Origin of the sequence: Streptomyces europaeiscabiei (genome assembly GCF_001550375.1) — a bacterium.
In the GTDB taxonomy this organism is placed as follows: domain Bacteria; phylum Actinomycetota; class Actinomycetes; order Streptomycetales; family Streptomycetaceae; genus Streptomyces; species Streptomyces europaeiscabiei.
This window is the reverse complement of sequence record NZ_LRTR01000818.1, coordinates 35,497-58,693: the sequence shown is the minus strand read 5'-3', so window position 1 is coordinate 58,693 and position 23,197 is coordinate 35,497. Positions and strand designations below refer to the sequence as shown.

Annotated in this window: 17 protein-coding genes and 1 pseudogene; 10 read left to right on the top strand and 8 right to left on the bottom strand. The window is 70.5% G+C overall.

Features of this window, described 5'->3' with window-relative positions; genetic code table 11:
- Window positions 1-102: 102 nt before the first annotated feature.
- The 5 genes from AWZ10_RS40790 to AWZ10_RS40770 all read left to right on the top strand — a co-directional run bounded on the left by AWZ10_RS40790 (window position 103) and on the right by AWZ10_RS40770 (window position 6,014).
- A complete protein-coding gene (locus AWZ10_RS40790; RefSeq protein WP_046707164.1) occupies window positions 103-774 on the top strand; it encodes a succinate dehydrogenase in 672 nt (223 codons plus the stop codon).
- Between the two features lie 2 nt (window positions 775-776).
- Window positions 777-2,735 carry a fumarate reductase/succinate dehydrogenase flavoprotein subunit gene (locus AWZ10_RS40785; RefSeq protein WP_060893597.1) on the top strand — a complete coding sequence of 653 codons (1,959 nt, stop codon included), beginning with the start codon at window positions 777-779 and terminating at the stop codon, window positions 2,733-2,735.
- The gene (locus tag AWZ10_RS40780; RefSeq protein ID WP_037698864.1) at window positions 2,732-3,481 is read left to right on the top strand and encodes a succinate dehydrogenase/fumarate reductase iron-sulfur subunit; all 750 of its coding nucleotides are present in this window, start codon (window positions 2,732-2,734) and stop codon (window positions 3,479-3,481) included. The genes AWZ10_RS40785 and AWZ10_RS40780 overlap by 4 nt, the downstream gene beginning before the upstream one ends.
- 678 nt (window positions 3,482-4,159) lie before the next feature.
- Window positions 4,160-4,930, top strand: a complete 771-nt coding sequence (locus AWZ10_RS40775) for a GNAT family N-acetyltransferase (protein ID WP_060893596.1) — start codon at window positions 4,160-4,162, stop codon at window positions 4,928-4,930.
- A 4-nt stretch (window positions 4,931-4,934) separates the two neighbouring features.
- Window positions 4,935-6,014 (top strand): lysophospholipid acyltransferase family protein, encoded by a 1,080-nt coding sequence (locus tag AWZ10_RS40770; RefSeq protein WP_208618644.1) that lies wholly within the window; start codon window positions 4,935-4,937, stop codon window positions 6,012-6,014.
- Here the strand turns inward: AWZ10_RS40770 and AWZ10_RS40765 are convergent.
- From AWZ10_RS40765 to AWZ10_RS40740, 6 genes are all read right to left on the bottom strand, one after another.
- Window positions 5,978-6,985: an LLM class flavin-dependent oxidoreductase gene (locus tag AWZ10_RS40765; protein WP_060893595.1), complete on the bottom strand. Its 1,008-nt coding sequence runs from the start codon at window positions 6,983-6,985 to the stop codon at window positions 5,978-5,980. The genes AWZ10_RS40770 and AWZ10_RS40765 overlap by 37 nt on opposite strands.
- Window positions 6,986-7,260: 275 nt before the next feature.
- A complete protein-coding gene (locus AWZ10_RS40760) occupies window positions 7,261-12,453 on the bottom strand; it encodes a family 43 glycosylhydrolase (protein WP_060893594.1) in 5,193 nt (1,730 codons plus the stop codon).
- Between the two features lie 261 nt (window positions 12,454-12,714).
- The gene (locus tag AWZ10_RS40755) at window positions 12,715-13,674 is read right to left on the bottom strand and encodes a GNAT family N-acetyltransferase (RefSeq protein WP_060893593.1); all 960 of its coding nucleotides are present in this window, start codon (window positions 13,672-13,674) and stop codon (window positions 12,715-12,717) included.
- 316 nt (window positions 13,675-13,990) lie between these two features.
- On the bottom strand, window positions 13,991-14,734 hold the full coding sequence (locus tag AWZ10_RS40750) for an FAD:protein FMN transferase (RefSeq protein ID WP_046705898.1): 744 nt from the start codon (window positions 14,732-14,734) through the stop codon (window positions 13,991-13,993).
- Between the two features lie 4 nt (window positions 14,735-14,738).
- Window positions 14,739-15,137 carry an FMN-binding protein gene (locus AWZ10_RS40745; RefSeq protein ID WP_060893592.1) on the bottom strand — a complete coding sequence of 133 codons (399 nt, stop codon included), beginning with the start codon at window positions 15,135-15,137 and terminating at the stop codon, window positions 14,739-14,741.
- Between the two features lie 19 nt (window positions 15,138-15,156).
- Window positions 15,157-16,500 (bottom strand): ferredoxin reductase family protein, encoded by a 1,344-nt coding sequence (locus tag AWZ10_RS40740; RefSeq protein WP_234361007.1) that lies wholly within the window; start codon window positions 16,498-16,500, stop codon window positions 15,157-15,159.
- 148 nt (window positions 16,501-16,648) lie between these two features.
- Here AWZ10_RS40740 and AWZ10_RS40735 point away from each other — a divergent pair, with 148 nt between their 5' ends.
- Both AWZ10_RS40735 and AWZ10_RS40730 read left to right on the top strand, forming a co-directional pair.
- Window positions 16,649-17,338 carry a response regulator transcription factor gene (locus tag AWZ10_RS40735; protein ID WP_078935434.1) on the top strand — a complete coding sequence of 230 codons (690 nt, stop codon included), beginning with the start codon at window positions 16,649-16,651 and terminating at the stop codon, window positions 17,336-17,338.
- Window positions 17,335-18,789 carry a sensor histidine kinase gene (locus tag AWZ10_RS40730; RefSeq protein ID WP_060893591.1) on the top strand — a complete coding sequence of 485 codons (1,455 nt, stop codon included), beginning with the start codon at window positions 17,335-17,337 and terminating at the stop codon, window positions 18,787-18,789. Before AWZ10_RS40735 ends, AWZ10_RS40730 begins: the two co-directional genes overlap by 4 nt.
- Window positions 18,790-19,208: 419 nt before the next feature.
- On the opposite strand, the gene AWZ10_RS40725 is transcribed toward AWZ10_RS40730, so the two are convergent.
- A complete protein-coding gene (locus AWZ10_RS40725) occupies window positions 19,209-20,189 on the bottom strand; it encodes an NADPH:quinone reductase (RefSeq protein WP_060893590.1) in 981 nt (326 codons plus the stop codon).
- A 21-nt stretch (window positions 20,190-20,210) separates the two neighbouring features.
- Window positions 20,211-20,789, bottom strand: coding sequence for a PadR family transcriptional regulator (locus AWZ10_RS40720; protein WP_046705893.1), 579 nt, complete (start codon window positions 20,787-20,789; stop codon window positions 20,211-20,213).
- 179 nt (window positions 20,790-20,968) lie between these two features.
- Here AWZ10_RS40720 and AWZ10_RS40715 point away from each other — a divergent pair, with 179 nt between their 5' ends.
- The 3 genes and pseudogenes from AWZ10_RS40715 to AWZ10_RS40705 all read left to right on the top strand — a co-directional run.
- Window positions 20,969-21,361, top strand: a complete 393-nt coding sequence (locus tag AWZ10_RS40715) for an ester cyclase (RefSeq protein WP_232648458.1) — start codon at window positions 20,969-20,971, stop codon at window positions 21,359-21,361.
- A gap of 70 nt (window positions 21,362-21,431) precedes the next feature.
- A complete protein-coding gene (locus AWZ10_RS40710) occupies window positions 21,432-22,772 on the top strand; it encodes an MFS transporter (protein WP_060893589.1) in 1,341 nt (446 codons plus the stop codon).
- A gap of 133 nt (window positions 22,773-22,905) precedes the next feature.
- Window positions 22,906-23,136: pseudogene (locus tag AWZ10_RS40705) on the top strand (helix-turn-helix domain-containing protein); the annotation flags it as partial.
- Window positions 23,137-23,197 lie beyond the last annotated feature (61 nt).

Genomic DNA, 23,197 nt, shown 5'->3' with positions numbered 1-23,197 from the left:
GTTTCATGTCTTGGACCGATGGAGTGATGCGGCTCTAGCGTCGGGGGCATGGCTCTGGCAACGCGGACGGAACGCTCGGAACGCTCGGAACGAAAACCGTCCCTGGCGCGCTCTGTGTGGGACAGCTCCCTAGGCAAGAAGACGGTGATGGCCGTCAGCGGACTGATCATGCTGGCGTACCTGGTCGTCCACATGCTCGGCAACCTCAAGATCTTCTTCGGCTCGGACGAGTTCAACGGCTACGCGCACTGGCTGCGCACCCTCGGCGAGCCCTTCCTGCACCACGAGTGGGCCCTGTGGATCGTCCGCGTGGTCCTCGTCGCCGCGGTCGTCGCCCACGCCACGGCCGCCTACCAGCTCAGCCGCCGCGACATCAGGGCCCGGCCGGACAAGTACGTCCACAAGAAGCGCCGGGCGAGCTACGCGACCCGCACCATGCGCTGGGGCGGAGTCATCCTCGGCCTGTTCATCGTCTGGCACATCCTCGACCTGACGACCGGCACCGTCCACCCGAACGGCTTCGAGGCCGGACACCCGTACCAGAACGTCATCGACACCTTCTCCACCTGGTACGGCAACGTCGTCTACATCGTCGCGGTGCTCGCCCTCGGACTGCACATCCGGCACGGCTTCTGGAGCGCCGCCCAGACCCTCGGCGCCGGCAGCCGCACCCGCGACCGCGCCCTGAGGACCACCGCGAACCTCCTGGCCCTGGCGCTGACCCTGGGCTTCGTCTCCGTACCCCTCGCCGTCATGACCGGAGTGGTGAGCTGAACATGACTACATCCTCCGAGTACGCGGACTACGTGACCGGCGAACCGGTCGTCGACGGCAAGGCGCCCGAGGGCCCGGTCGCCGAGCGCTGGGACAAGCGCCGCTTCGAGGCGAAGCTGGTCAACCCCGCCAACCGCCGCAAGCACACCGTCATCGTCGTCGGCACCGGCCTCGCCGGCGGCTCGGCCGGCGCCACGCTCGCCGAACAGGGTTACCACGTCGTCCAGTTCTGCTACCAGGACTCCCCGCGCCGCGCCCACTCGATCGCCGCGCAGGGCGGCATCAACGCCGCGAAGAACTACCGCAACGACGGCGACTCCGTCCACCGGCTGTTCTACGACACCGTCAAGGGCGGCGACTTCCGGGCGCGTGAGTCGAACGTCCACCGGCTCGCGCAGATCTCCGTCGAGATCATCGTCCAGTGCGTCGCGCAGGGCGTGCCCTTCGCCCGCGAGTACGGCGGTCTGCTGGACACCCGCTCCTTCGGCGGCGTACAGGTGTCCCGCACCTTCTACGCCCGGGGCCAGACGGGACAGCAGCTCCTCCTCGGCGCGTATCAGGCGCTGTCGCGGCAGATCGCCGCCGGGAACGTGGAGATGCATCCGCGGACCGAGATGCTCGACCTGATCGTGATCGACGGGCGGGCGCGCGGGATCGTGGCGCGGGATCTGATCACCGGCAAGATCGACACGTACTTCGCCGATGCCGTGGTGCTGGCGAGCGGCGGATACGGGAACGTCTTCTACCTGTCGACCAACGCCATGAACTCGAACGCGACCGCCGTGTGGCGGGCGCACCGGCGGGGCGCGCTGTTCGCGAACCCATGCTTCACACAGATCCATCCGACGTGCATCCCGCGCACCGGCGACCACCAGTCCAAGCTGACGCTGATGAGCGAGTCGCTGCGCAACGACGGGCGGATCTGGGTGCCGAAGGCACGGGGGGACGAGCGGCCCGCCGACCGGATCCCCGAGGACGAGCGCGACTACTACCTGGAGCGGATCTATCCCTCCTTCGGCAACCTGGTCCCGCGTGACATCGCCTCCCGCGCCGCGAAGAACGTCTGCGACGAGGGCAGAGGCGTCGGGCCCGGCGGGCAGGGCGTCTACCTGGACTTCGCCGATGCCATCGCGCGCATGGGGCGCAAGGCCGTCGAGGCCAGATACGGCAACCTCTTCGACATGTACCAGCGGATCACCGACGAGGATCCCTACGAGGTGCCGATGCGGATCTACCCGGCCGTGCACTACACGATGGGCGGGCTGTGGGTCGACTACGACCTCCAGACCACCGTCCCCGGCCTGTTCGCGATCGGCGAGGCCAACTTCTCCGACCACGGGGCCAACCGGCTCGGCGCGTCCGCGCTGATGCAGGGCCTCGCCGACGGGTACTTCGTGCTGCCGGCCACCATCAACGACTACCTCGCCCGGCACCCGAAGCAGGGGGAGATCGGCCGCGAACACCCCGTCGTGCAGGAGGTGCTGGCCGAGACGGAAGACCGGCTGAACCTGCTGCTCGCCGTCGACGGCGACCGCACGCCCGACTCCTTCCACCGCGAACTCGGTGAACTGATGTGGGAGTTCTGCGGCATGGCCCGCACCGAGGGCGGGCTGCGAAAGGCACTGGAGCGGATCCCGCAGATCCGCGAGGAGTTCTGGCGGCGGATCAAGGTCCCGGGGACGGGCGAGGAGTTCAACCAGTCCCTGGAGAAGGCCAACCGGATCGTCGACCACCTCGAACTCGCCGAGCTGATGTGCCTCGACGCGCTGCACCGGAGCGAGTCGTGCGGCGGTCACTTCCGTGAGGAGTCCCGGACGGCCGACGGCGAGGCGGAGCGCCGGGACGAGGAGTTCTCGTACGCCGCCGCCTGGGAGTTCACCGGCACCGGCGCGGCGCCCGTGCTGCACAAGGAAGACCTGGTCTTCGAGTACGTCCACCCCACCCAGCGGAGCTACGCATGAAGCTCACCCTGCGCGTATGGCGGCAGCGGGCCGCCGACGCCGACGGCGCCATGTCCACGTACGAGGTGGACGACATCTCGCCCGACATGTCCTTCCTGGAGATGCTCGACACGCTCAACGAGGAACTCATCCTGCGCGGTGAGGACCCGGTGGCCTTCGACCACGACTGCCGTGAGGGGATCTGTGGGGCATGCTCGCTGGTCATCAACGGGGACGCACACGGGCCGGAGCGGACGACGACCTGTCAGCTGCACATGCGGTCCTTCTCGGACGGCGACACGATCGACGTGGAGCCGTGGCGGGCGTCGGCGTTCCCGGTGATCAAGGACCTGGTGGTGGACCGGACGGCGTTCGACCGGATCATCCAGGCCGGGGGGTACATCACGGCGCCCACGGGCGCCGCGCCGGAGGCGCACGCGACCGCTGTGCCGAAGCCGGACGCGGACTTCGCGTTCGAACACGCGGAATGCATCGGGTGCGGGGCCTGTGTGGCCGCGTGTCCCAACGGGGCGGCGATGCTCTTCACCTCGGCCAAGATCAACCATCTGAACGTGCTGCCGCAGGGGGCGCCCGAGCGGGAGACGCGGGTGCTGGACATGGTGGAGCAGATGGACGAGGAGGGGTTCGGGGGGTGCACGTTGGCCGGGGAGTGCGCGACCGCTTGCCCCAAGGGGATTCCGCTGGTGTCCATCACCGGCATGAACAAGGAGTGGCTGCGGGCCGCCCGTAAGGCCGGGAAGCGGTAGGGCCGTAAAGGATCTGTTGGTTTCGGGGTGCGGGCCGGATGTGGCCGGCCGCGCAGTTCCCCGCGCCCCTGTCGGGGCGCTGAACGTTCGCCGAAGAGTGCGGGCGGGCGGGGCCGGGTGTGGTGCTCAATCCCGGTCCCGCCAAGGTCTTCTGAACGGTGGGCGACCGAGGAGACGCCGGGCCCCGATGCCCCCAGGTCGTCGAACAGCACCCAGCAGTCGTTCTCGCTCTACTCCCGCCTCCTGCGCAACAACCGGCGCAGTGCGCGGCGTACCTCCTCGGGCGGACATCCGGACTGTTCGACTCCAGTCGGTCCCGGGCACCGCGTCCAGGGCCTCCGCCGACAGCTCCGCCACTCGTATGCCCCGACCGTGGATCAGTTGGATCAGTTGGATCAGTTCGTCGATCAGTTCTCAGCGGGACAGTCCCACGGGTCGGGAGGGCGCCCCCGGTCACGGGTCGGTCACCGGTGTCCGCCGGTCACCGCCGCGACACCCGTTCGTCGACGGAGCCGGACGCCCCGGACACCTGGTCCGAGCCGTTCAACCTCCTTACATCCGGGCTCTCGCAACCGGTCACGCGCGTGTCAGCCGGCGTCGGAAGAACTGAGGCGGCGGGCCGCACGTCCCCAGGTCCGCCCCTGACGCCGCCGAGCCGGCCCGTGACCAGGAGATGCCATGACCGCCTCCACCCTCGACAGCCCGCCCCAGTCGACGGCCCTCACCCGCTACACCGTCACCCTGGCCCGCAGCGAGGAGGACGTCCGGGCCGCACAGCGGCTGCGGCACGACGTGTTCGCCGGAGAGATGGGAGCCCTGCTGGCCGGCCCGCAGCCGGGGCTGGACATCGACCCCTTCGACGCCTACTGCGACCACCTGCTCGTCCGCGACACCCTGACCGGACAGGTCGTCGGCACCTACCGGCTGCTGCCTCCGGAGCGGGCCGCCGTCGCCGGACGGCTGTACTCCGAGGGCGAGTTCGACCTCACCGCCATCGACGCCATCCGGCCCGGTCTCGTCGAGGTCGGCCGCTCGTGTGTCCACCCCGACCACCGGGACGGCGCGGTCATCGGCCTGATCTGGGCGGGCATCGCCCGCTACATGCTCGACCGGGGCCACGAGTGGCTGGCCGGCTGCTGCTCCATCCCGCTCGCCGACGGCGGGGTTCTCGCCGCGGCTACCTGGGACCGGGTGCGGGACAAGCACCTGGCGCCGCAGGAGTACCGGGTACGGCCGCTGCGGCCCTGGATCCCGAAGGGCGAGGCCCCGGCCGGCCGTACGGAACTGCCCCCGCTGCTGCGCGGTTATCTGCGGCTCGGCGCCTGGGTGTGCGGCGAGCCCGCGTACGACCCGGACTTCGGCGTCGCGGACATGTACGTGCTGCTGTCGATGCGCCGGGTCAACGCCCGCTACCTGCGGCACTTCCTCTCCCTCGTCCCGGCGGCGTGACCCGATGAGCGTGTGGCTGCCCAGCGCGCCCTGCAGCCCCCGGGCGTGCGTGGCGGCGACCGGGCAGGCCGCCGCCGTGCCGCGGGCCGTCGCACGGTTCGCGGCGGTCGTTGCCCTGGTCGTCGTCGGGGTCCTGGTGAGCCTCGTCGGCCTGCGGCTGCCGGCCGGCGTCGTACGCCGGTGGAGCCGGTGGGTCGTGCGGGCCTCGGGGGTCCGGGTACGGATCTCCGGCGTCGCCCCGCCCACCGGCGGACTGCTGCTCGTCGCCAACCACGTCTCCTGGCTGGACATACCGCTGCTCGGCGCGGTCCGTCCCGCACGGATGCTCGCCAAGTCGGACATTCGCGGCTGGCCGGTGGCCGGCGCTCTCGTCGCGCGGAGCGGGGTGCTGTTCATCGAGCGGGACCGCATCCGCGCGCTGCCGGAGACGGTCGCCCGCATCGCCGACGCCCTGCGCGGTGGTGCGGCCGTCGTCGCCTTCCCCGAGGGGAGCACCTGGTGCGGCCGCGCGCAGGGCCGCTTCCGCCGGGCGGTGTTCCAGGCCGCGCTCGACGCCGACGTGCCCGTGCAGCCGGTGCGCCTCCGCTACCGGTCCGCCGCGGGCGGAGCGAGCACCGCGCCCGCCTACGTCGGGGACGACTCGCTGCTCGCGTCGGTGTGGCGGGTGGTGTCGGCGGACGGCGTCGTGGCAGAGCTGGAGGTACGGCCCGTCATCACCCCGGCCGGCCACCTCGACCGGCGGGCCCTGGCGGAGGCCGCGCAGACGGCGGTGATCGACGTGGCCGCCATGGTCGAGCACGTGCCGGGTGCGCGCGGCGGTAGCCGGGGAGGGCGGCCGCGTTCCACGGCCGGGTTCCCACCGAGGCCCGCGACGGAGATCGGCACCGGCCCGCGACCGGGGGATCGGATGAAGCCCGCGACGGGACCCCTCCTCGGCCTGCGGCTGAGTGGGAGGCGAGGGCGGCGATGGGGAGATCTGCCTCAGCCTGTGACTGAGGACGAGCCGAGGGCCGCGAAGAGGATCGGCTTCAGTCCGCGAACAGGGGATCAGACGAGGCCCGCGAGCCGGGACAGCCTTCGGTAGGAGTCCAGCAGGGCCTCGCGGTCGTACGTGCTCGTCGTGACCAGCACCTCCTGGGGACCCGTCTCCTTGATCACCGACTCCAGTTCGTGCGCGACCTGCTCCTCGGTGCCGTACACGTGGCCGGTCAGGCCGGACTCGTAGAAGCCCCGCTCCTTGGCCGTCATCGTCCGCCGCTCGACCTCCTCCGCCGGGGCGAGCGGCGGGAACGTGCCGTGGGTGCGGGAGTACGCCATGGCCCAGGCCTCCGGGAGGAGGACGCGGTGGGCCTGCTCCGGGGTGCCGGCGACGGCGATCGTGCCGGAGACGACGACGTACGGCTCCGCGGCCCAGGCGGACGGGCGGAACCCGGCCCGGTAGCGGTCGATGCCTTGCCGCATCCTGTCGCGGTCGCGGAGGTCGCCGATCACCATCGGCAGGCCCGCCCGCGCGGCGATCTCGGCGCCCTCGCCCATCGCCAGCACGAACGGGGGTACGGCCAGGCCCTCCGGGGGACGCGCGTGCACCCCCGTCGGGGAGGTGCCGCCGAACCAGCCGAGCAGTTCGTCGAGCTGTCCCGCGAAGTCGGCGGTGTCGGCGGCGTCCTTGTCCCGGCCCAGCGCCCTGCGGACGCCGTCCGTGAAGCCGACGGAACGGCCGAGCCCCATGTCGATCCGCCCCGGGAACAGCGACTCCAGCACACCGAACTGCTCGGCCACCACCAGCGGGCGGTGGTTGGGCAGCATCACACCGCCGGTGCCCACCCGGATGGTGTGCGTGGCCGCGGCGACGGCTGCCGCCAGCACGGTGGGGGCGGAGCCGGCCACCCCGGGGACGCCGTGATGCTCCGAGACCCAGAAGCGGTGGAAACCGAGCAGCTCCGCGTGCCGGGCCAGTTGCACGGTGTCCCGCAGGGCCTCGGGGGCGTCGTGGCCCTCGCGGGTGCGGGAGCGGTCGAGGACGGAGAAGCGGGTGGAGGAGAGTACGGAGGTCACATGGGGTTCAACGTTCTGGGGGTGGGGGGATTCCCTGACGTCGCGGGCTGTGGGTCCGGTGGGGGCTGGTCGCGCAGTTCCCCGCGCCCCTGGAAGCAGGGGCTGCGCCCCGTGCTTTTCGGCCCGAGCGGGCCGTAGGCCCTCAAGGGCGCGGGGAACCGCGCGAGAAGCCCCACCGGAGCCACAGATGACCACGCACCTCCCACCCACCAAAGCGAACCGCGCCCGGAAGGCATCCGGGCGCGGTTCGGTTCAGGTGTCGCTAGGACTCGGTGTTACTTGCGGCCGATGGTGATGCCCTTCGTCGTCGCGGCCGTCTTGTTCTCGTAGACGACCGTGCCGGTGGACTTCTTCCAGATCTTGATCTTGAAGGTGTCCGGGCCGTCGGTGGCGGTGACGCGGAAGAGGTAGCCGCCCTTGCCGTTGACCGTGCCGTAGCCCTGGTAGACGGCCTTGGAGCCGGTGACCACGAGCCAGTCGGAGCTGGTGGAGCGGAACTTCAGCTTGGCCCCGGCGAAGTCGAGCGAGGCCTTCCCGGACGGCGTGGTGTCGCTCTTGCCGTACTTGGCGGTGAAGGAGAAGTCCGCCTTGCCGGTCAGCTTCGGGCCTGCCGGGAACGCCCCGGCGGGTGAGGTGAAGCTGCCGTCACCGGTCGCGGAACCGGCGCCCCGGTCGTAGACGACCAGCTCGGGGATCGTGGTGCTCGCCGAGGCGCCGTCGTCGTCGGTGACGGTGATCACCGGGGCGAAGATGCCGGCCGTGCGGTAGGTGTGCTCGGCCTTGCAACTGCCGGCCGTGACCTTGCCGGCCGTCGGCTTGCCGCCGTCCTTCCAGTCGATCTCGCAGGTGTGCCCGTCGCGGGTGCCCGGGTCGGTGAACTTGACCCTGACCCTGGTGACCTTGCCCGTCTCCGAGGTCTTCCGGCTGGTCACCGAGGTGATCTCCGGGGCCGCGTTGCTGACGGTGACGGTGGCAGTGTCGGTGCTGCGGCCGCCGGTGAGGGTGACCTCGTAGGTGCCGTTGTCGGTGCAGGTGATGGTGGTCTTCGCGGACCTGGCGTCGGCGAAGGCACAGGGTGCGCCCTTCTCGGCCGTCCACGTGGCGGTGCCCGCGCCGGAGACCGTGCCGTTCAGCTGGATCTTGGCGCCTTCCTTGCCGGAGACGTCCGCGCCGGCCCGGGCGATGGTGACCGGGTCGATGCTCTCCAGGGTGGGGACGACCTTCTTCATCAGGCCGTCGGCGTCGAACTCCAGCTTGTCGATGGTGGTTTCGCGGTGGGTGCCGTCTCCGCCGGGGATGGCGAAGCGGTGGTAGGCGATGTACCAGTCGTCGGTGCCGGGGACATGGACCACCGAGTGGTGGCCGGGGCCCTTGATACCGAGTGAGAGGTCCTTCTCCAGGATCACGCCGCGCTTGGTCCAGGGACCGGTGGGCGAGGAGCCGGTGGCGTAGGCGACCCGGTAGTTCTCGTCACGTGTGTCGTTCTCCGACCACATGAAGTAGTAGGTGCCCTTGCGCTTGATGACGAAGGTGCCCTCGTTGTAGCCGCTCGGCGTGATGTCGGTGACCTTCGAGGAGTCGAAGGAGACCATGTCGTCGTTGAGCGGTACGACGTAGGCGCGGCCGTTGCCCCAGTAGAGGTAGGACTTGCCGTCGTCGTCGGTGAAGACCGCCGGGTCGATCATCTGGCCCGCGCGGTCACCGACCTTCAGCAGCGGCTTGCCCAGGGCGTCCTTGAACGGGCCGGTGGGCGAGTCGGAGACCGCGACACCGATGTTCGCGTCGGCGCAGAAGTAGAAGTAGTACTTGCCGTTCTTCTCCTCCATCGCCGGCGCCCAGGCCCTGCTGTCCGCCCAGGAGACGTCCGGACCGAGGTCCAGGATGACGCCGTGGTCCTTCCAGTTGACCAGGTCCTTGGAGGAGTACGCCTTGAACTTCGTACCGCTCCAGCCCTCGAAGCCGTCGGTGGTCGGGTAGATGTAGAAGGTGTCACCGAAGCGGACGATGTTCGGGTCCGCGTTGAGGCCGGGCAGGACCGGGCTCTTCAGCTCCCGGGCCGACACCGTCCAGGTGCGCTTCTTGCCGTCCGAACCGGTCACCTCGTACTTCACCGGCTTGGTGAAGTTCTGCGTGCTGCCGGAGGCGGGGCTGATCGTCGCGCCGTGGGCGAGGGTGAACTCCGGTGCCAGCTTGGTGAGATCGGTGCCCGGCTTCATCGGCAGGGTGACACGGCTGTCGGCGTCGTCGATGATCGCGTCGGTCTTCTGCGCCGGGTGGGTCACCTTGGCGATGCCCGTGGTGTTGCCGCTGATCTCCAGGACCTCGGCGGCCGTCAGGGCCCGGTTGTAGATCCGGAAGTCGTCGACCTCACCGCCGAAGTACGGGTCGGGGGAGTACATGGACCGGCCGATGTAGCCGCCGTAGTCCTTGTCCGCGTCGTACAGCTCGGACGGCTTCACGATCACGTCGGTGGCGCGGGACACCTCGATGCCGTCCACGTAGAGGACGGCCGTCTTGGAGCCGCCGTCGATGGTGACGGTGACGTGCTGCCACTCGCCGACGGTGAGCCGGGCGCCCGACAGCTTCTTCTCCGCGCCCCAACTCGCCGCCGTGATGGCCGAGTAGAGGGACGAGGAACCGTTCGAGGGGCTGGCGAACAGGTACTTGTCGCTGTCCGGGCCGAGGCCGAACAGCCACTGCCAGTTGTCGCCGCCCTTCCACTTCGCGTACGTGGAGACGGTGACGCTGTCGGCGTTCTTCAGCACGCCGCCCGGGATCTTCACGTACGGCGAGCTGGAGCTGCTGTTGCCGCCGGACATCTTGAACGAGCCGCCGTCGACGCCGGTCCCGAAGTCGGGCGTACGGACATAGGTGCCGTGGTAGCCGTGACCGCTGGAGTCACGCGTGATGTTGCCGCCGGTCTCGTCGAAGCCGTAGTGCAGGAGCAGGTCGGCCGGGACGTCCGGGCCCTCGGCGGAGACCGTGACCTCGGCGCTGACCTCGATCGCCGCGTCGCCCGGCAGGTCGCCCTTCACCGTGAAGGTGCCGGCCTGAGCGTACTTCGAGGCGTCCACGTCCTCCCAGGTGACGGCGACGGGCCGCTCGGCGCCGTCGGCGAACTCCGCGATGACGGTGGCCGGCAGGACCGGCGCGTCACCGATGCGCGTCTTGACCTTGACGTCCTCGGCGCTCGTGATGATCTGGTCCGGCTGGTAGGTCTTCAGCAGCCGGTCGTACTCGGCCTGGGTGACCGGGAGCACCGTGCCGTGACGGGGCTTGGACGGCAGGTCGTAGCCGGTGGACGGGGTCCAGACGCCGGTGTCCAGGTCGGTCGTCTCGAAGGGGATGTAGCCGCGCCCGCCGAACTCGTCGAGGAACGCGTACCACTTGTCCTCGGTGTTCGACTTGAACACCAGCGGGCCCTCGGCGGCGCTCATCGCGCCCTTGCCGATGCCCTCGGCGACGGCGGTCCAGGAGAGGTCGCGCAGCGAGTCGCTCTTCTCCTCGAAGATGAACTTGCTGTTGGGCGTGGAGGAGGAGTTGTTCCGCTCGTCCTTGGAGAGGCGGTAGTACTCGCCGTCGTGCTGGATGACGGTGGAGTCGATGACGGAGTAGCCGCGGTCGACCCAGACCTTGGGCTCGCTGAAGGTGTAGAAGTCACGGGTCGTCGCGTACATCATGCGGTTGTACGTGTCGCCGGAGTGGGCCTCGTTGTCGTACAGCTTCGACGCCCAGAACACGACGTACTCGCCGAGCTGCTCGTCGTAGTACGCCTCGGGCGCCCAGGTGTTGCCGGCCGCGTCGGGGGAGACCTTGACCAGGCGCTGGTTGGTCCAGTTCACCAGGTCGGTGGACTCCCAGACCATGATGGACTTGCTGCCGGTGCGCTGGGAGGCGTCCCAGTCGCCGTTGCCGTAGATCCTGAGGTCGGTGGCGATCTGGTAGAACTTGTCGCCCTCGGGGGAGCGGATGATGAACGGGTCGCGCAGGCCCTTCTCACCGAGCGTGGACGTCAGGACGGGCTTGCCTTCGTTCAGCTCCCGCCACTTCAGCGGGTCGTTGCCCTTGCTGAGAGCCGCGTACAGCTGCTCGCCGTCCGAGGTTCCCTCGCCGGTGAAGTAGCTGAACATGTAGCCCTTGAGGGCTTCCTTCTTGGGCAGTTCCGGCACCTTCGCGGTGAAGGCGCGGGTCTTCTTCGCGTCGCCCTTGGTGACGGTCGCGGTCAGCTCGGCGGTCGTGGCGCCGTCGCCGTGCGCGGGACGCTTGACCACGCCCTCCGCGGAGACGACGTCCGTGTTCGCGGAGGACCAGGAGACCTTCGTGCCGAAGGTGCCGGTGGTCGGGAGCGAGAGGTTGCCGCGGGCGTCGTCGAGGTTGTGCACGGTCAGTGCCTCGGCGGCCTGCTTGACGGCGGTCGTGTCGTCGAAGGTGGGCAGGACCGTGACCGCGAAGGTCTTGGTGGCGCTCACCGAACCCTTCTTCAGGGTCGCCGTCAGTGTGGCGTGGCCGTCCGGCTCACCGGCGGCGGGTCGGGTCACCGCGCCGGAGTCCGAGACCACGCCGGTGTTGTCGCTCTTCCAGCTGATGGACGAGCCCCCGGCCGTACCGGTCTTCGGCAGGTCCAGGTCGGCGGTCACGGCGCTGGTGTCGCCCAGGGTGAGGGCCGCCTTGTCGGCGGCGAGGCCCTCCTCGGCGATGGGGAGCGAGAGCTGCTCGACCTCGGAGCCGGCGAGGGCGCGGTTGTAGACCCGGAAGTCACGGATCTTGCCCTTGAAGAGCTTGTCGCTGGTGTAGACCGACTTGCCCACGTAGTTGGCGGTCGTGGTGCCCGAACCGATGGAGCCCGGGGTGGTGGTGACCGACGTGTTGCGGCCGACCTCCACGCCGTCCTCGTACAGCACGGCCGTGTTGCCGGTCTGGGTGTAGGTGAGCTGCTTCCACACCGAGCGGCTCAGGTTGTGCGAGTCGGAGGGCCGGGTGTTCTGCTCGGTCGACCAGTTGCCCGAAGCGATGGCCGTGCGCAGCGAGTTGCCGGTGGCGAAGAGGTAGCCGTTGCCCGCGCCGCTGGTGGTGTTGCCGAAGCCGTAGATGAAGTACGGGCCCACCTGCGACTCGTCCATCAGCACGTCCATGGACACGCTGATCGAGTCCATGCCCTTCATGACGTCGTTCGGCACCTTGATGTAGGTGTCCGAACCGTTGAAGGCGAGGCCCTGGCCATTGTCCGTCCAGCCGGCTGCGCCGTTCACCGTGCCGTCACGGCCGTTGCCGGAGGCGTCGACGGCCTTGGTGCCGGAGGAGGCGTCGAGCTTGTACCAGAGGGCCAGGCCGTCGGTGAGGTCGGCGGCGTCCGCGGCGGCCGGAGCGGCGGGCCCGGCGAGGCCCAGAAGCAGTGACGCGGCGGTCAGTCCGGCGAGCGGACCCGCCCAGCGTCTCGCGCGGCCGCGCAGACGTTCGATGTACGTCATATCGAGTTATCCCTGCTGAGAGCACGGCTGATGAAGGGGTGGCGAAGGAGTTGCGAAGGCAAGAAGAAGGCAAGGAGAGAGGGGGTCGAGAAGGGGCGGGAACCCTCGCCCCGGGCGTCCCGCTGTTTCGACCATGTGACGTCGTGTTGCGAGAGTGTCAATCGGTGTGTGGTGAGGCGTCAAGAGGTTTCGAACGACGTCCGACAGGTCGAACGAAAAAGCCCCGTTCTCCGTGGAGAACGGGGCCTTTGCGTGCTGTGTCTACTTGACGGGACGCACCAGCTCCCAGGTGTCGACCGCGAAGTCCAGCTTCATACCGTGCCGTTCGTAGAGGGCGAGGGCGCCGGTGCCGTTGTCGGTGTCGACGCCGAGGCCGATGCGGTCGCGGCCCAGCGCCGCGTAGTGACCGAAGGCGTGGCGGAGCAGCAGACTGCCGAGGCCCCGGCCGCGGGCCTCGGGCAGGACGCCGATGCTGGCGATCCAGGCCATGCCGGAACGGTCGTTGCGCGACCGCAGGGCCGCCGCGTCACCCACACCGTCGACGTGCGCGATCCAGATCAGCGACCAGTCGACGTGTTCGGCGTCGATGTCGTCCAGCCACTGCTCGTACGTACGCGGCTGGAAGTCGAAGTGGTCGGCGAAGGCCGCCTGGAGCAGGGCGTGGGCCCGCCTGCGGTCCGGTTCGGCGGCACAGGTGCGCAGGGTGACGCCGGGCGGGGGCGTCGGCAGCGGCTCGGCGGGGGACAGGGGGCGGGCCATGACGTGGTAGCGGCGGACCGCGCGCCAGCCGCGCCCGCGCAACGCGTCCAGGTCCATCGTGGGCGCGATGTTGAGGTGCATGTGCACCACGGCCCGGTGCGCCCCGTTGGCCGCCGCGCGCTCCGCCGCTCGGGCCTCCATCAGGTCGTACAGGTGCAGTGCGCCGAGCGGTTGGTCCGGCAGTGTGTAGTGGTCCATGTCGACGCGCTCGCCACCGGACTCGTCCCACAGCAGCCCGTACGCCACCAGCCGGTCCCCGTCGAACAGCAGCCAGGAGTCACGCTCCAGGTCCGCCTCCGGATGCTTCAGATCGGCCTGGACCTCGCCCAGTTCGGTCTCGGCGCGGCCGATCTCCAGCACGTCGATCTCGTTGAGCAGCGCGCACACCGCCTCCGCGTCGTCGAGCGTCGCCGGGCGCACGGTCAGGCCGGGCGGCAAAGGGGTGGTGTGCGTCGTCGTCATGGGGCCACTGTCGGGGGGCGGGGGTGGGGGACGCAACGGGATTTAGGGGCGTGGGTGCGGTGGGCCCGGGTCTCGGGGGGTGATCTCTGCCCGGGCTGGGCGCTGGGCTGGGAGGCGCTTGCCGGCGTCGACAGGGCGCCGCTGCGCCCACCCGTGCCGCCCCGGCGGCACGAGTGCCCGCAGCCATGCGGGGGCGGCGGAGGTGCGCCGCCGTGGGTCCTCGAAGGGGGCGCGGGGAACCGCGCGATCAGCCGCGTACGGCCCGCAGTCGCCGAACCACCCGCACCCCCGAGTCGGAAGGCGCCCCGCCCCATACTTACGCCGCCACAGGCAACCCCGGTGTCCGGAAGACCCGCCGCTCCGCGTCGACCGCGAAGACCTCGCAGCCCTCCCGGGACGCGGCCCACTCGATGCCCTCTGTGCCCATCGCGAAGGCCGCTGTCGCCGTCGCGTCGGCCTCGGTGAGGGACGGGGCCACGACCGTGAGGCTCAACAGGCCCGTCGCGGGGCGGCCCGTGCGGCCGTCGAGGATGTGGTCGCCGCGCTCGTAGCGGGCGGAGGTGGCGACCGCCCCGTCCGTGAGGGACAGGACCGTGCACAGGCGGTCGGCCCGCTCGGGGTGCCGTACGCCCACCCGCCACGGACCACCTGTCGCGGCCACGTCCCCACCCGCGTTGAGGCACAGTTTCGGCGCGCCGAGGTCCGTCAGCAGCTCGGCGGCCCGCTGTACGGCCCAGCCCTTCACCATCGCGCAGGGATCGAGCCCACGCCCCGGCAGCCGTACGTCGAACGCGCCGCCCGTCGCCACCCGGTACTCCTCGCAGAGGGCCAGTACCTCGGCCAGGTCCCGGCTGACCTCGTCCGGTGCCAGCTCACCCCGGTCCAGCCGTGACACCTCGCTGTCGGCGCGGAACGGACTGAACCGCGCGTCGACCTCGCGCAGCCAGGCGAACGCGGGCTCCGTGGCCTCGGCGGTCAACGCCCCGTTCCCGCCGTCTTTCTCGCCGTCCTCGACGAGCAGCGAGATCGGGAACCCCATGATGTGTTCGACGCGGCGCACCGGATCAGGCCTTCGTGTCGATCGCGGCCTGGAGGGACTCCCGGTAGCCGTCGCTGGTGAGCGTGGCGCCCGAGACCGTGTCGATGTCGGCGCTCTGCGCTTCGAGGGTCTCCTCGATCAGCACCGGCACCGCCGCCTCGGTCTGCGGATGGTCCGGCTGCTGGAGCATCCTGACGGCGGTGATCTTCTCGCCCCGGAAGGTCGCCTGGACCTGGACGGGGCCCTTCTCGGTGTCGATCGTCGTGCCTGTGACGACGTTGGAACCGGCCGCGGCGGACGCGGAGGCCGAAGGCGTCGACTCGGCGGTCGTCGTCGTGGACGTCGTGTCGGTCGAGGGGGCGTAACGCCAGACGGGGACCAGCGCGGCGGCGCTCAGGACCAGGGCGGGTATGACTCGTTTCACAGTGCTTTCCTCGTGTCCCTCATCCAGCCAGGCTGAAGCGTTCGAAGTGGATCTGCGGCTTGGGCACGTCCAGCTCGCGCAGGCTGCGCAGGACCGCGTTCATCATCGGCGGCGGCCCGCACAGGAACACGTCCCGGTCGGTGATGTCCGGCACCATGCGTTGCAGTTCGCGCGGAGCCAGCAGGTCGGGGCTGGCGGGGCCGGAGACCAGGTGCAGCTCGGCGCCCTTGTCGAAGGCGAGCTGCTGGAGCTCGTTGTAGAGGACGGCGTCCTGCTTCGCGGCCACCCGGTAGATGACCACGGCGTGCCCCTCGATCTCCTCCAGCAGGGCCCGGATGGGGGTGACGCCGACGCCGCCGGCGATGAGCACGGACTCCGGCCGGGTGCGGTGCATCGCGGTGAAGGCGCCGTACGGGCCCTCGGCGAAGACGCGGGTGCCGACCTTGACGTGTCGCAGGGCGGCGGAGCCCTCGCCGGCCGCCTTCGCGGTCAGCCGCAGCTGCGTGCCGTCGGGCGCGGCCGACAGGGAGAAGGGGTTGGCCTGCCACCAGCGGTCCCGGGTCAGGAAGCGCCACAGGAAGAACTGGCCGGCCCGCGCGGGCATCCGGTCCAGGTCACGGCCGGACATGTAGATCGAGACGACGTTGTCGGCCTCGGGGACGACGGCGGTGACGCGAAGCTGGTGACGCCAGTTGCGCCACAGCGGCAGCACCAGCCGACCCGTGAACACCGAGGCCAGGGCCACGCCCCACAGCACGTACCAGTACGCCGTCGCGGTCTCGGACGAGGCGAACGACGTACCCGCCGCGACCTGGTGGGTGAAGGCCAGCACCACCGCGACGTAGGTGTACAGGTGGATGAAGTGCCAGGTCTCGTAGGCCAGCCTGCGCCGGGCGAAGCGGGCCGAGACGACGCCGATCACGATGATGATGCCGAGCGCGACGATCGCGCGCAGCACTCCCTCGACGGTCTCGGCGAGGTCGACGAGCTGGCTGAGCGGGTCCATGCCCGAGGACTGGGCGTAGCCGAAGCTGATGAACACGCCGTGCGCGACCAGTAGCCACAGCACGGAGAAGCCGGTCCAGCGGTGCCAGGAGGTCAGCCGGTCCATGCCGATGCGCCGGTCGAACCACGGCAGGCGGGCCACCAGCAGCAGCTGGAAGGCCATCAGGAGGGCCCCGTACAGGCCGGTCAGGCGGCCCAGCACGATGAGGGCGTTCGAGGCGAAGCCTGCTTGCACGAAGAAGAAGGTCACCACGGCCACGTTCGCCGCCAGCACCGCGTACAGGCCGGTGCGGGCGACCACTTTGGGGCGCGCTCCCGAGCGGCTGACCGCCACGGGGGGTTGTTGGACAGTGGTCACGGGGACAGCTCCTTGATCGGGTGGGGACTACGAGCTTCGCCGGTGAGTGCTGTCGTTTTCCTGTCGGACAACTTTCAAGTTTTTATCGATCGGCTGCCAACCTGTGAGCGGCTATGGCGCGACGCGATCGGTAGCGCAGTATGAACACGTGGAAAAAGTGCGACTTCTCGTGGTGGACGACGACCCACCGATCGCTGACCTGGTGGCGACCGTCGCCCGCTACGAGGGCTGGGACGCGGTGACGGCGCACTCGGGTGAGGAGGCGCTCAGGCAGGCGGCCGCGTTCCGTCCCGACATCGTGGTCCTGGACCTGATGCTGCCGGGCGTGGACGGCTTCGGCGTGCTCGACCGGCTGCGCCAGTCCGGCACGATGGTGCCTGTGGTGTTCCTGACCGCCCGCGACGGCGTCGCCGACCGGGTCGCGGGCCTCACCCGCGGCGGCGACGACTACCTGGTCAAACCCTTCGCCGTGGAGGAGCTGATGGCCCGGCTGCGCACCGTGCTGCGCCGCAGCGCCGGGCCCGCCTTCCAGCGGTCCGTGCTCCACGTCGCGGACCTGACGATGGACGAGGACACCCGCGAGGTCCGCCGCGGGGAGAAACTCCTCACGCTCACCCCCACCGAGTACGAGGTCCTGCGCTACCTCATGCGCAAATCCCCGACCGTCCTCACCAAGGCGCAGATCCTCGACCACGTCTGGGAGTACGGCTTCGGCGGCCGCTCCAACGTCGTCGAGCTGGTCGTCAGCCGGCTGCGCCGCAAGCTCGACGACACCGGCGAACCGCTCATCCACACCGTCCGGGGCTTCGGCTACGTACTACGGCAGGCCACGGAGTGATCGCCCGGCTCAGGCAGAGCTACCGCTCCATGCGCCTCGGCACCCGGCTGGCCCTCGGCCTCGGCGCCCTGGCGCTCGTCGTGTTCGCCGTCGTCGGCAACGCGCTGACCATGTACATGCGCGACTACCTCTCCGCGCAGCTCACCGAACAGCTGCGGATCGCCCAGATCGCCCAGGCCAAGAGCATCGCGTACGACGGCACGCTCAAGGGCAAGAAGTACTGGGGCTGGTACTACGCGGTCTACGACACCTCGGGGGGAACCCCGGTGCTCCGGAAGCCCGAGGACCCCGCCGACGTCCCCAAGGACATCGAGGACTTCACCCTCGTGGCCAAGGCGCTGACCACCGAGGGCACGGAGGTCACCCGCACCGAGTACCTCAGGGGCGCGGGCCAGTACCGGCTGCGGGCCTGCGAGGTCGAGCCCGGCGTGGTCCTCGTCAGCGCCGCGCCGATGGAGGACATCGACGACACCGTGGCCCGGCTGATCACAATCCAGGTCGTCACGTTCGCCCTCGCCCTGCTGGCGCTCGTGGTGTTCGGCCGGGCCATGCTGCGGCGCGGCCTGAAGCCGCTGAGCGACATGGCGCACACCGCCCGCGGCATCACCTCGCACGACCTGACGGACTCGGCACGGCTGCCGGTCCGCCACGACAACCGCGACGGCGGCTTCGAGGTCGAGGAGCTGCGCACCGCCTTCAACACCATGCTGGAGCACATCGACGACGCCCTCGCCGTCCGCACCGAGGCCGAACAGCGGCTGCGCCGCTTCGTCGCCGACGCCTCCCACGAACTGCGCACCCCGCTGATGTCGGTGCGCGGCTACGCCGACCTCTTCCAGTACGCCGCCGCCCACAGCCCCGAGGAACGCGACAAGCACCTGGCCCGGCTGCGCGCCGAGGCCGCCCGCATGGGATACCTGCTGGACGACCTCCTGATGCTCGCCCGCCTCGACGCCGCCGACGTGGAGACCCCGCTGCGACTGGAGGAGGCCGACCTGGTGGAGCTGGCGCTCCAGGCGGCGGACGCCTTCCGCGCGGGCCACCCCGGCCACCCGCTGACCGTGACGACCGGCTCCGACCCCGTACGGCTGCGCCTGGACCCCCTGCGGCTGCGGCAGGTCCTCGACAACCTCCTCACCAACGCCGCCGTGCACACCCCGCGCGGCACGAAGGTCCGTCTGGAGGTGTCCGTCGAGTCCGGCTCGGCCGAGGTGCGGATCACCGACTTCGGGCCCGGTATCCCGGCCGACGACCAGAAGCGCGTCTTCGACCGTTTCTACCGTGTCGACAAGGCCCGCAGTCGCGACCGGGGCGGCAGCGGCCTCGGCCTCGCCGTCGCCCGCTCCCTGGTCCGCGCCCACGGCGGCACCATCACCCTGACCGGCGAACCGGGCACGACGACGTTCACCGTGCGCCTGCCGTCGGGCGAGAGCGAGGCGCCCGGGGTGTAGGGAGTGGGGCGGTGTCGGTGGCCGGTTCGGTCGACCTGCCGCAGCAGAGGGGCAGGGGCAGGTGCGCGACGGGTCGTGCCACCGGTCGCCGCAGGAGACCGGCCCCCACAGTGCACGTCGGGGACACCACAGCCGTCGGAGCGACCGGCATGACTCCGATCGGGCCCGTGCCCGTGCCGTCGTCGGCGAGCGGCCGACCGCGGTGAGTGGAGCCATGGCCCGGGCCGGGCGGGCCCTGGCGGCGAGCAACGGTCTCGAAGTGACCGTGGACGTGCGCGGGTTGGAGGAGGCCGACGGGCCGCGCCCGCCCGCCGCGGTGGAGGCCGCCGCCTACTTCGTCGTCGCCGAGGCCCTGACCAACGCGGGCGTCAGGGCCCGACAGACGGCAGCGGCCGCTGCTACGGCGGCTCTCCAGGGCCTTATCGGGGGATGTCGATCAGAACGCGGCCGCGGCCGCCGGAGTCGACGCGGTCGTGGGCCTTGGCGATGTCGGCGAGCGGGTAGCGGTCGCCGATCTCGACGGTAAGCGCGCCGACGGCGGCCGCGGAGGTCAGATCACGGGCGGCCTGGAGTTTGGCGTCGGCGGGGAAGTCGTCGCTGCCGATCAGGCGCAGGGTGACGTTGTTGAACAGCAGGGTCCAGAAGGGGATTTCGGTGCGGTCGGCGCGGGTGGCGTAGGCGGCGATGGTTGCGCCGTTGGCGGCGACGGCGTTGTCGAGGTCGGCGTTGTCGGACAGGGACACCTCGATGATCCGGTCCACACCGGCGGGGGCGTGGGCGAGGATCTCGGCGGCCGGGTCGGCGGCGTCGAGGGCGACGGCGTGGGAGATGACCGCCGGATCGACCCGGTCCAGGTCGGCTGTGCGGCGGACGGTGCCGATGACGGTGGCCCCACCCCATGCGGCGAGCTGGGCTGCCAGCGAGCCGACCCCGCCCAGGGCCCCGTTGACCAGGACGACCTTGCCATCGACGGGGCCGTCGGCGAACACGCTGCGGTGCGCGGTGATGCCGGGGATGCCCAGGCTCGCGCCGAGATCGTCGGAGAGGTGGTCGGGCAGCGGGACGGTGAGGCCGACGGGCACGACTGCGTACTGGGCGGCGGTACCGAAGGCCCGGTAGGACTGGGCGCCGTACACCCACACGCGCTGCCCGCTGCGGCGCTCGTCGACTCCGTCGCCGACCGCGTCGATCACGCCGGCGGCGTCGCTGTGCGGGATCACCCGCGGGTAGGGCATGCCGGAGCCGGTCCAGCCAGTGCGCTTCTTGGTGTCGCCGGGGTTCACCCCCGAGACGGTGACGCGGACCCGGACCTCGCCAGGGCCGGGGGTGGGGTCGGGCAGTTCACCGACCTGCAGTACCTCGGTGGCCGGGCCTTGTGCGTCGTACCAGGAAGCAAGCATGGGGGCGCCTTTCGTTGTCTGTCAGCTCGCCGATGCGTCGAGCGGGGAGGAGGCGTGTGGGTCGCGCGTGGGGCCGGGCCCGGGGGTGTCCTGGCCGAGGGACTCGCGGATCCAGGTTCGTTCGGCCTGGCTGGTGGCGCGGGCGGTGAGCAGCATGCCGCGCCGGTAGGGGTCTGCGACCTCCTCGGCGCGCAGCGGCGTCTCTCCGTCGTAGAAGAAGCTCGCCGATTCCTCCAGGAAGGCGAGCCGGCGCCTGAGCACCGCGTGCTGGTCGGCCACGTCCGGGAGCAGGGAGAGGAAGGCCAGGATCGTGAACCAGCGGGGGAAGTCGGTGAGTTCGTGCTCGGCCGGCTCGCGCAGCCGCCGGAGCATGTCCTCGCGGCCCGTGTCGGTCAGGTTCAGCACATACCGGCCGCCTCCTGCTTCCGGCGCGGGTCGCCGCTGAATCAGTCCGGCCTTGGTCAGGCGGTTGATCGCCGGGTAGAGGGTGCCGTCGCTGACCGGTCGGCTGTATCCGGTGAGGTGCGTGACGCGGCGGCGCAGCTCGTGTCCGGGAAGGGGGCCTGCGGCCAGGAAGCCGAGTATGGAGAGTTCCAGCATCCCTCCAGGGTGACATATCGAAACGAGGTTCACATCGATTCGATGTCACAGTCGTCACATCGAAACGAGGTTCACATCGATTCGATGTTATGGTCGTCATGGTCCTGCCGTTCGCTTCGAACACCACCACGCAGGCAGAGAGGCAGAGGCAAATGTCACCGGAATCCGTTGAATCAGTGATGAAGCGCTTCGTCGAGTTCATCAACACAGCCGACGAGGACCTTGCCCGGGAGGTCATCGCCCCCGACGCGGTGTTCCACGCACCCAGTCACGCTGAACCGCTGCGGGGCCCTGAGGGCTACCTGGAAATCATCGCGATGATGCGCAGCGCATTCCCCGACGTCCGGTGGACGCTGGAGGAGAGCATCACCGAAGGCAGCACGGTGGCCGCACGGTTCACCATGCGCGGCACTCACGAAGGCGAGTTCTTCGGCATCCCTGCCACCGGCAACAAGATCGCGGTCCAGGCCATGAACTTCTACTACCTGGCCGATGGACGCATCGTCAAAGAGCGGGGTCAGCCCGATCTCCTCGGGCTCATGCAGCAGATCGGCGCCGTACCGGCGCCGTGAGGCAGACAGGCGCCTCCTCCTCCCGCGCAACCGTCCTGGTCCGCGCTGCCGCCCTCCCGCAAGGCACATCATGGAATCCCTCGCACCCACCTCGCCCGCTCAGGCGATAGCCGTCCTGCCCCGGTCCTCCATTCTGGTGGCGGCCCTGTCCACCGTCGTGGAGTGGTACGACTTCACGCTGTACCTGTACATGACCACCGTGCTGTCCCGGGTGTTCTTCGGCACCGGCTCCACCTCGCTCCTGATCACCCTGGCGGTCTTCGCCGTCGCCTACCTGATGCGCCCGCTCGGCGCGATGGCCTTCGGCCACATCGGGGACCGGCTCGGGCGCCGCAAGGTGCTGCTCGGCTCGATGGCAGTCATGACCGCCGCGATGCTGGCCACCGCCCTGCTCCCGACCCACGACCAGATCGGCTCCGCCGCCGGGGCACTGCTGTTGCTGCTGCGCTGCGTCATGGGCTTCGCCGTCGGCGGCGAGTACACCGGCGTCACCGCCTACCTGGTCGAAGGCGCCCCACCCCATCGGCGCGGCCTGGTCGCCTCGCTGGCCTCCGCCGCCAGCGAGATCGGCGCGCTGCTCGCCGCCGGCGTCGCTGCCCTCACCGTCACCCTCGTCCCCGGTCCCACCCTGGACGCGTGGGGGTGGCGCATCCCCTTCCTGTTCGGCACGCTGCTCGCCACCACGGTGCTGATCGCCCGCTCCACCATGCGCGAATCCCCCGCCTTCGAGCAGCAGCCCCCGCCCGACACCAAGGGCGCGGGCCCACTGATGACCACTCTGCGCACCCAGCGCCCCGCGCTCTACCGGACGTTCGCGATCTCGGCGCTCGGCTCGGTGACGTACTACGTCGGCATCAGCTACGTCCCCACCTACCTCGGCGCGGTCAGCGGCTTCAGCGAGTCCGACGCCCTGTGGCTGTCGACCATCGCGGCCCTCGTCGTCATCGTCGTCACGCCGTTCGCGGGCGCCCTGTCCGACCGTGCAGGCCGCCGCCCCGCACTCACGCTCTTCGGTGCCCTGGCGGTGATCCTGCCGCCGGCCATGTTCGGCCTGATGACCCAGGGCAGCTTCGCCGCCGCACTGGCCGGCGCGGTCGTCCTGGCCTGCGTGGCAGGCGGCATCAGCGCGGTCGCGGCCTCCGCGATCGCCGAACAGTTCCCCGTCGCCCAGCGCCTCAGCGGCCTCGCGCTCGGCGCCACCGCAGCCACCGCCCTCTTCGGCGGACTCACCCCGTACGCCTCCCAGGCCCTGGTCGACTCCACCGGCTGGGCCCTGATCCCCGGCGCCCTGGTCGCCGCCACTGCCCTGGCCGTCCTGCCCGTCCTGCGCCGCCTCCCGGAAACCGCGCCGGCCGTCCGTGCACCCCAGCCCGGCCCTCTCGCCCCGGAACCCGAACCCCAGGCCCGCTGAGCAGACTTCGTGCGCTGCAACAACCTCACCGACGCCGCCCGGCCCGCCGCACTCTTCGCAACCCGGCACAGTCCGTACCCGGACCTTCGACACCCCGGAGCCCCGCGGCATCACCGTCCACGAGCTCAAGCGCCTGGCCCGCCGCAAGGACTCACCGCTCGACTCGCTCACCCCGCGCGAGCGCGAGGTGCTGAAGCTGATGGCCGAGGGACACGACAACGCCACCATCGCCAGGACCCTGGTCGTCACCGAACGCGCGGTCAGCAAGCACATCGGCAACGTCTTCCTGAAGCTGGGCCTGCCGACCGGCGACAGCGGCCACCGCAGGGTGCTGGCCGAGCTGGCGTACCTCGACAACAGGTAGCCCGGCCACGCACGGCGAGGGGCCCGCCGCCGGCGACGAACCGGCGGCGGGCCCCTCGCCC

Coding starts and splice junctions, on each gene's coding strand:
- AWZ10_RS40785 (WP_060893597.1), top strand. CDS start 777: ATGACTACATCCTCCGAGTACGCGGACTACGTGACCGGCGAACCGGTC.
- AWZ10_RS40780 (WP_037698864.1), top strand. CDS start 2,732: ATGAAGCTCACCCTGCGCGTATGGCGGCAGCGGGCCGCCGACGCCGAC.
- AWZ10_RS40775 (WP_060893596.1), top strand. CDS start 4,160: ATGACCGCCTCCACCCTCGACAGCCCGCCCCAGTCGACGGCCCTCACC.
- AWZ10_RS40770 (WP_208618644.1), top strand. CDS start 4,935: ATGAGCGTGTGGCTGCCCAGCGCGCCCTGCAGCCCCCGGGCGTGCGTG.
- AWZ10_RS40760 (WP_060893594.1), bottom strand. CDS start 12,453: ATGACGTACATCGAACGTCTGCGCGGCCGCGCGAGACGCTGGGCGGGT.
- AWZ10_RS40755 (WP_060893593.1), bottom strand. CDS start 13,674: ATGACGACGACGCACACCACCCCTTTGCCGCCCGGCCTGACCGTGCGC.
- AWZ10_RS40725 (WP_060893590.1), bottom strand. CDS start 20,189: ATGCTTGCTTCCTGGTACGACGCACAAGGCCCGGCCACCGAGGTACTG.
- AWZ10_RS40720 (WP_046705893.1), bottom strand. CDS start 20,789: ATGCTGGAACTCTCCATACTCGGCTTCCTGGCCGCAGGCCCCCTTCCC.
- AWZ10_RS40715 (WP_232648458.1), top strand. CDS start 20,969: ATGAAGCGCTTCGTCGAGTTCATCAACACAGCCGACGAGGACCTTGCC.
- AWZ10_RS40710 (WP_060893589.1), top strand. CDS start 21,432: ATGGAATCCCTCGCACCCACCTCGCCCGCTCAGGCGATAGCCGTCCTG.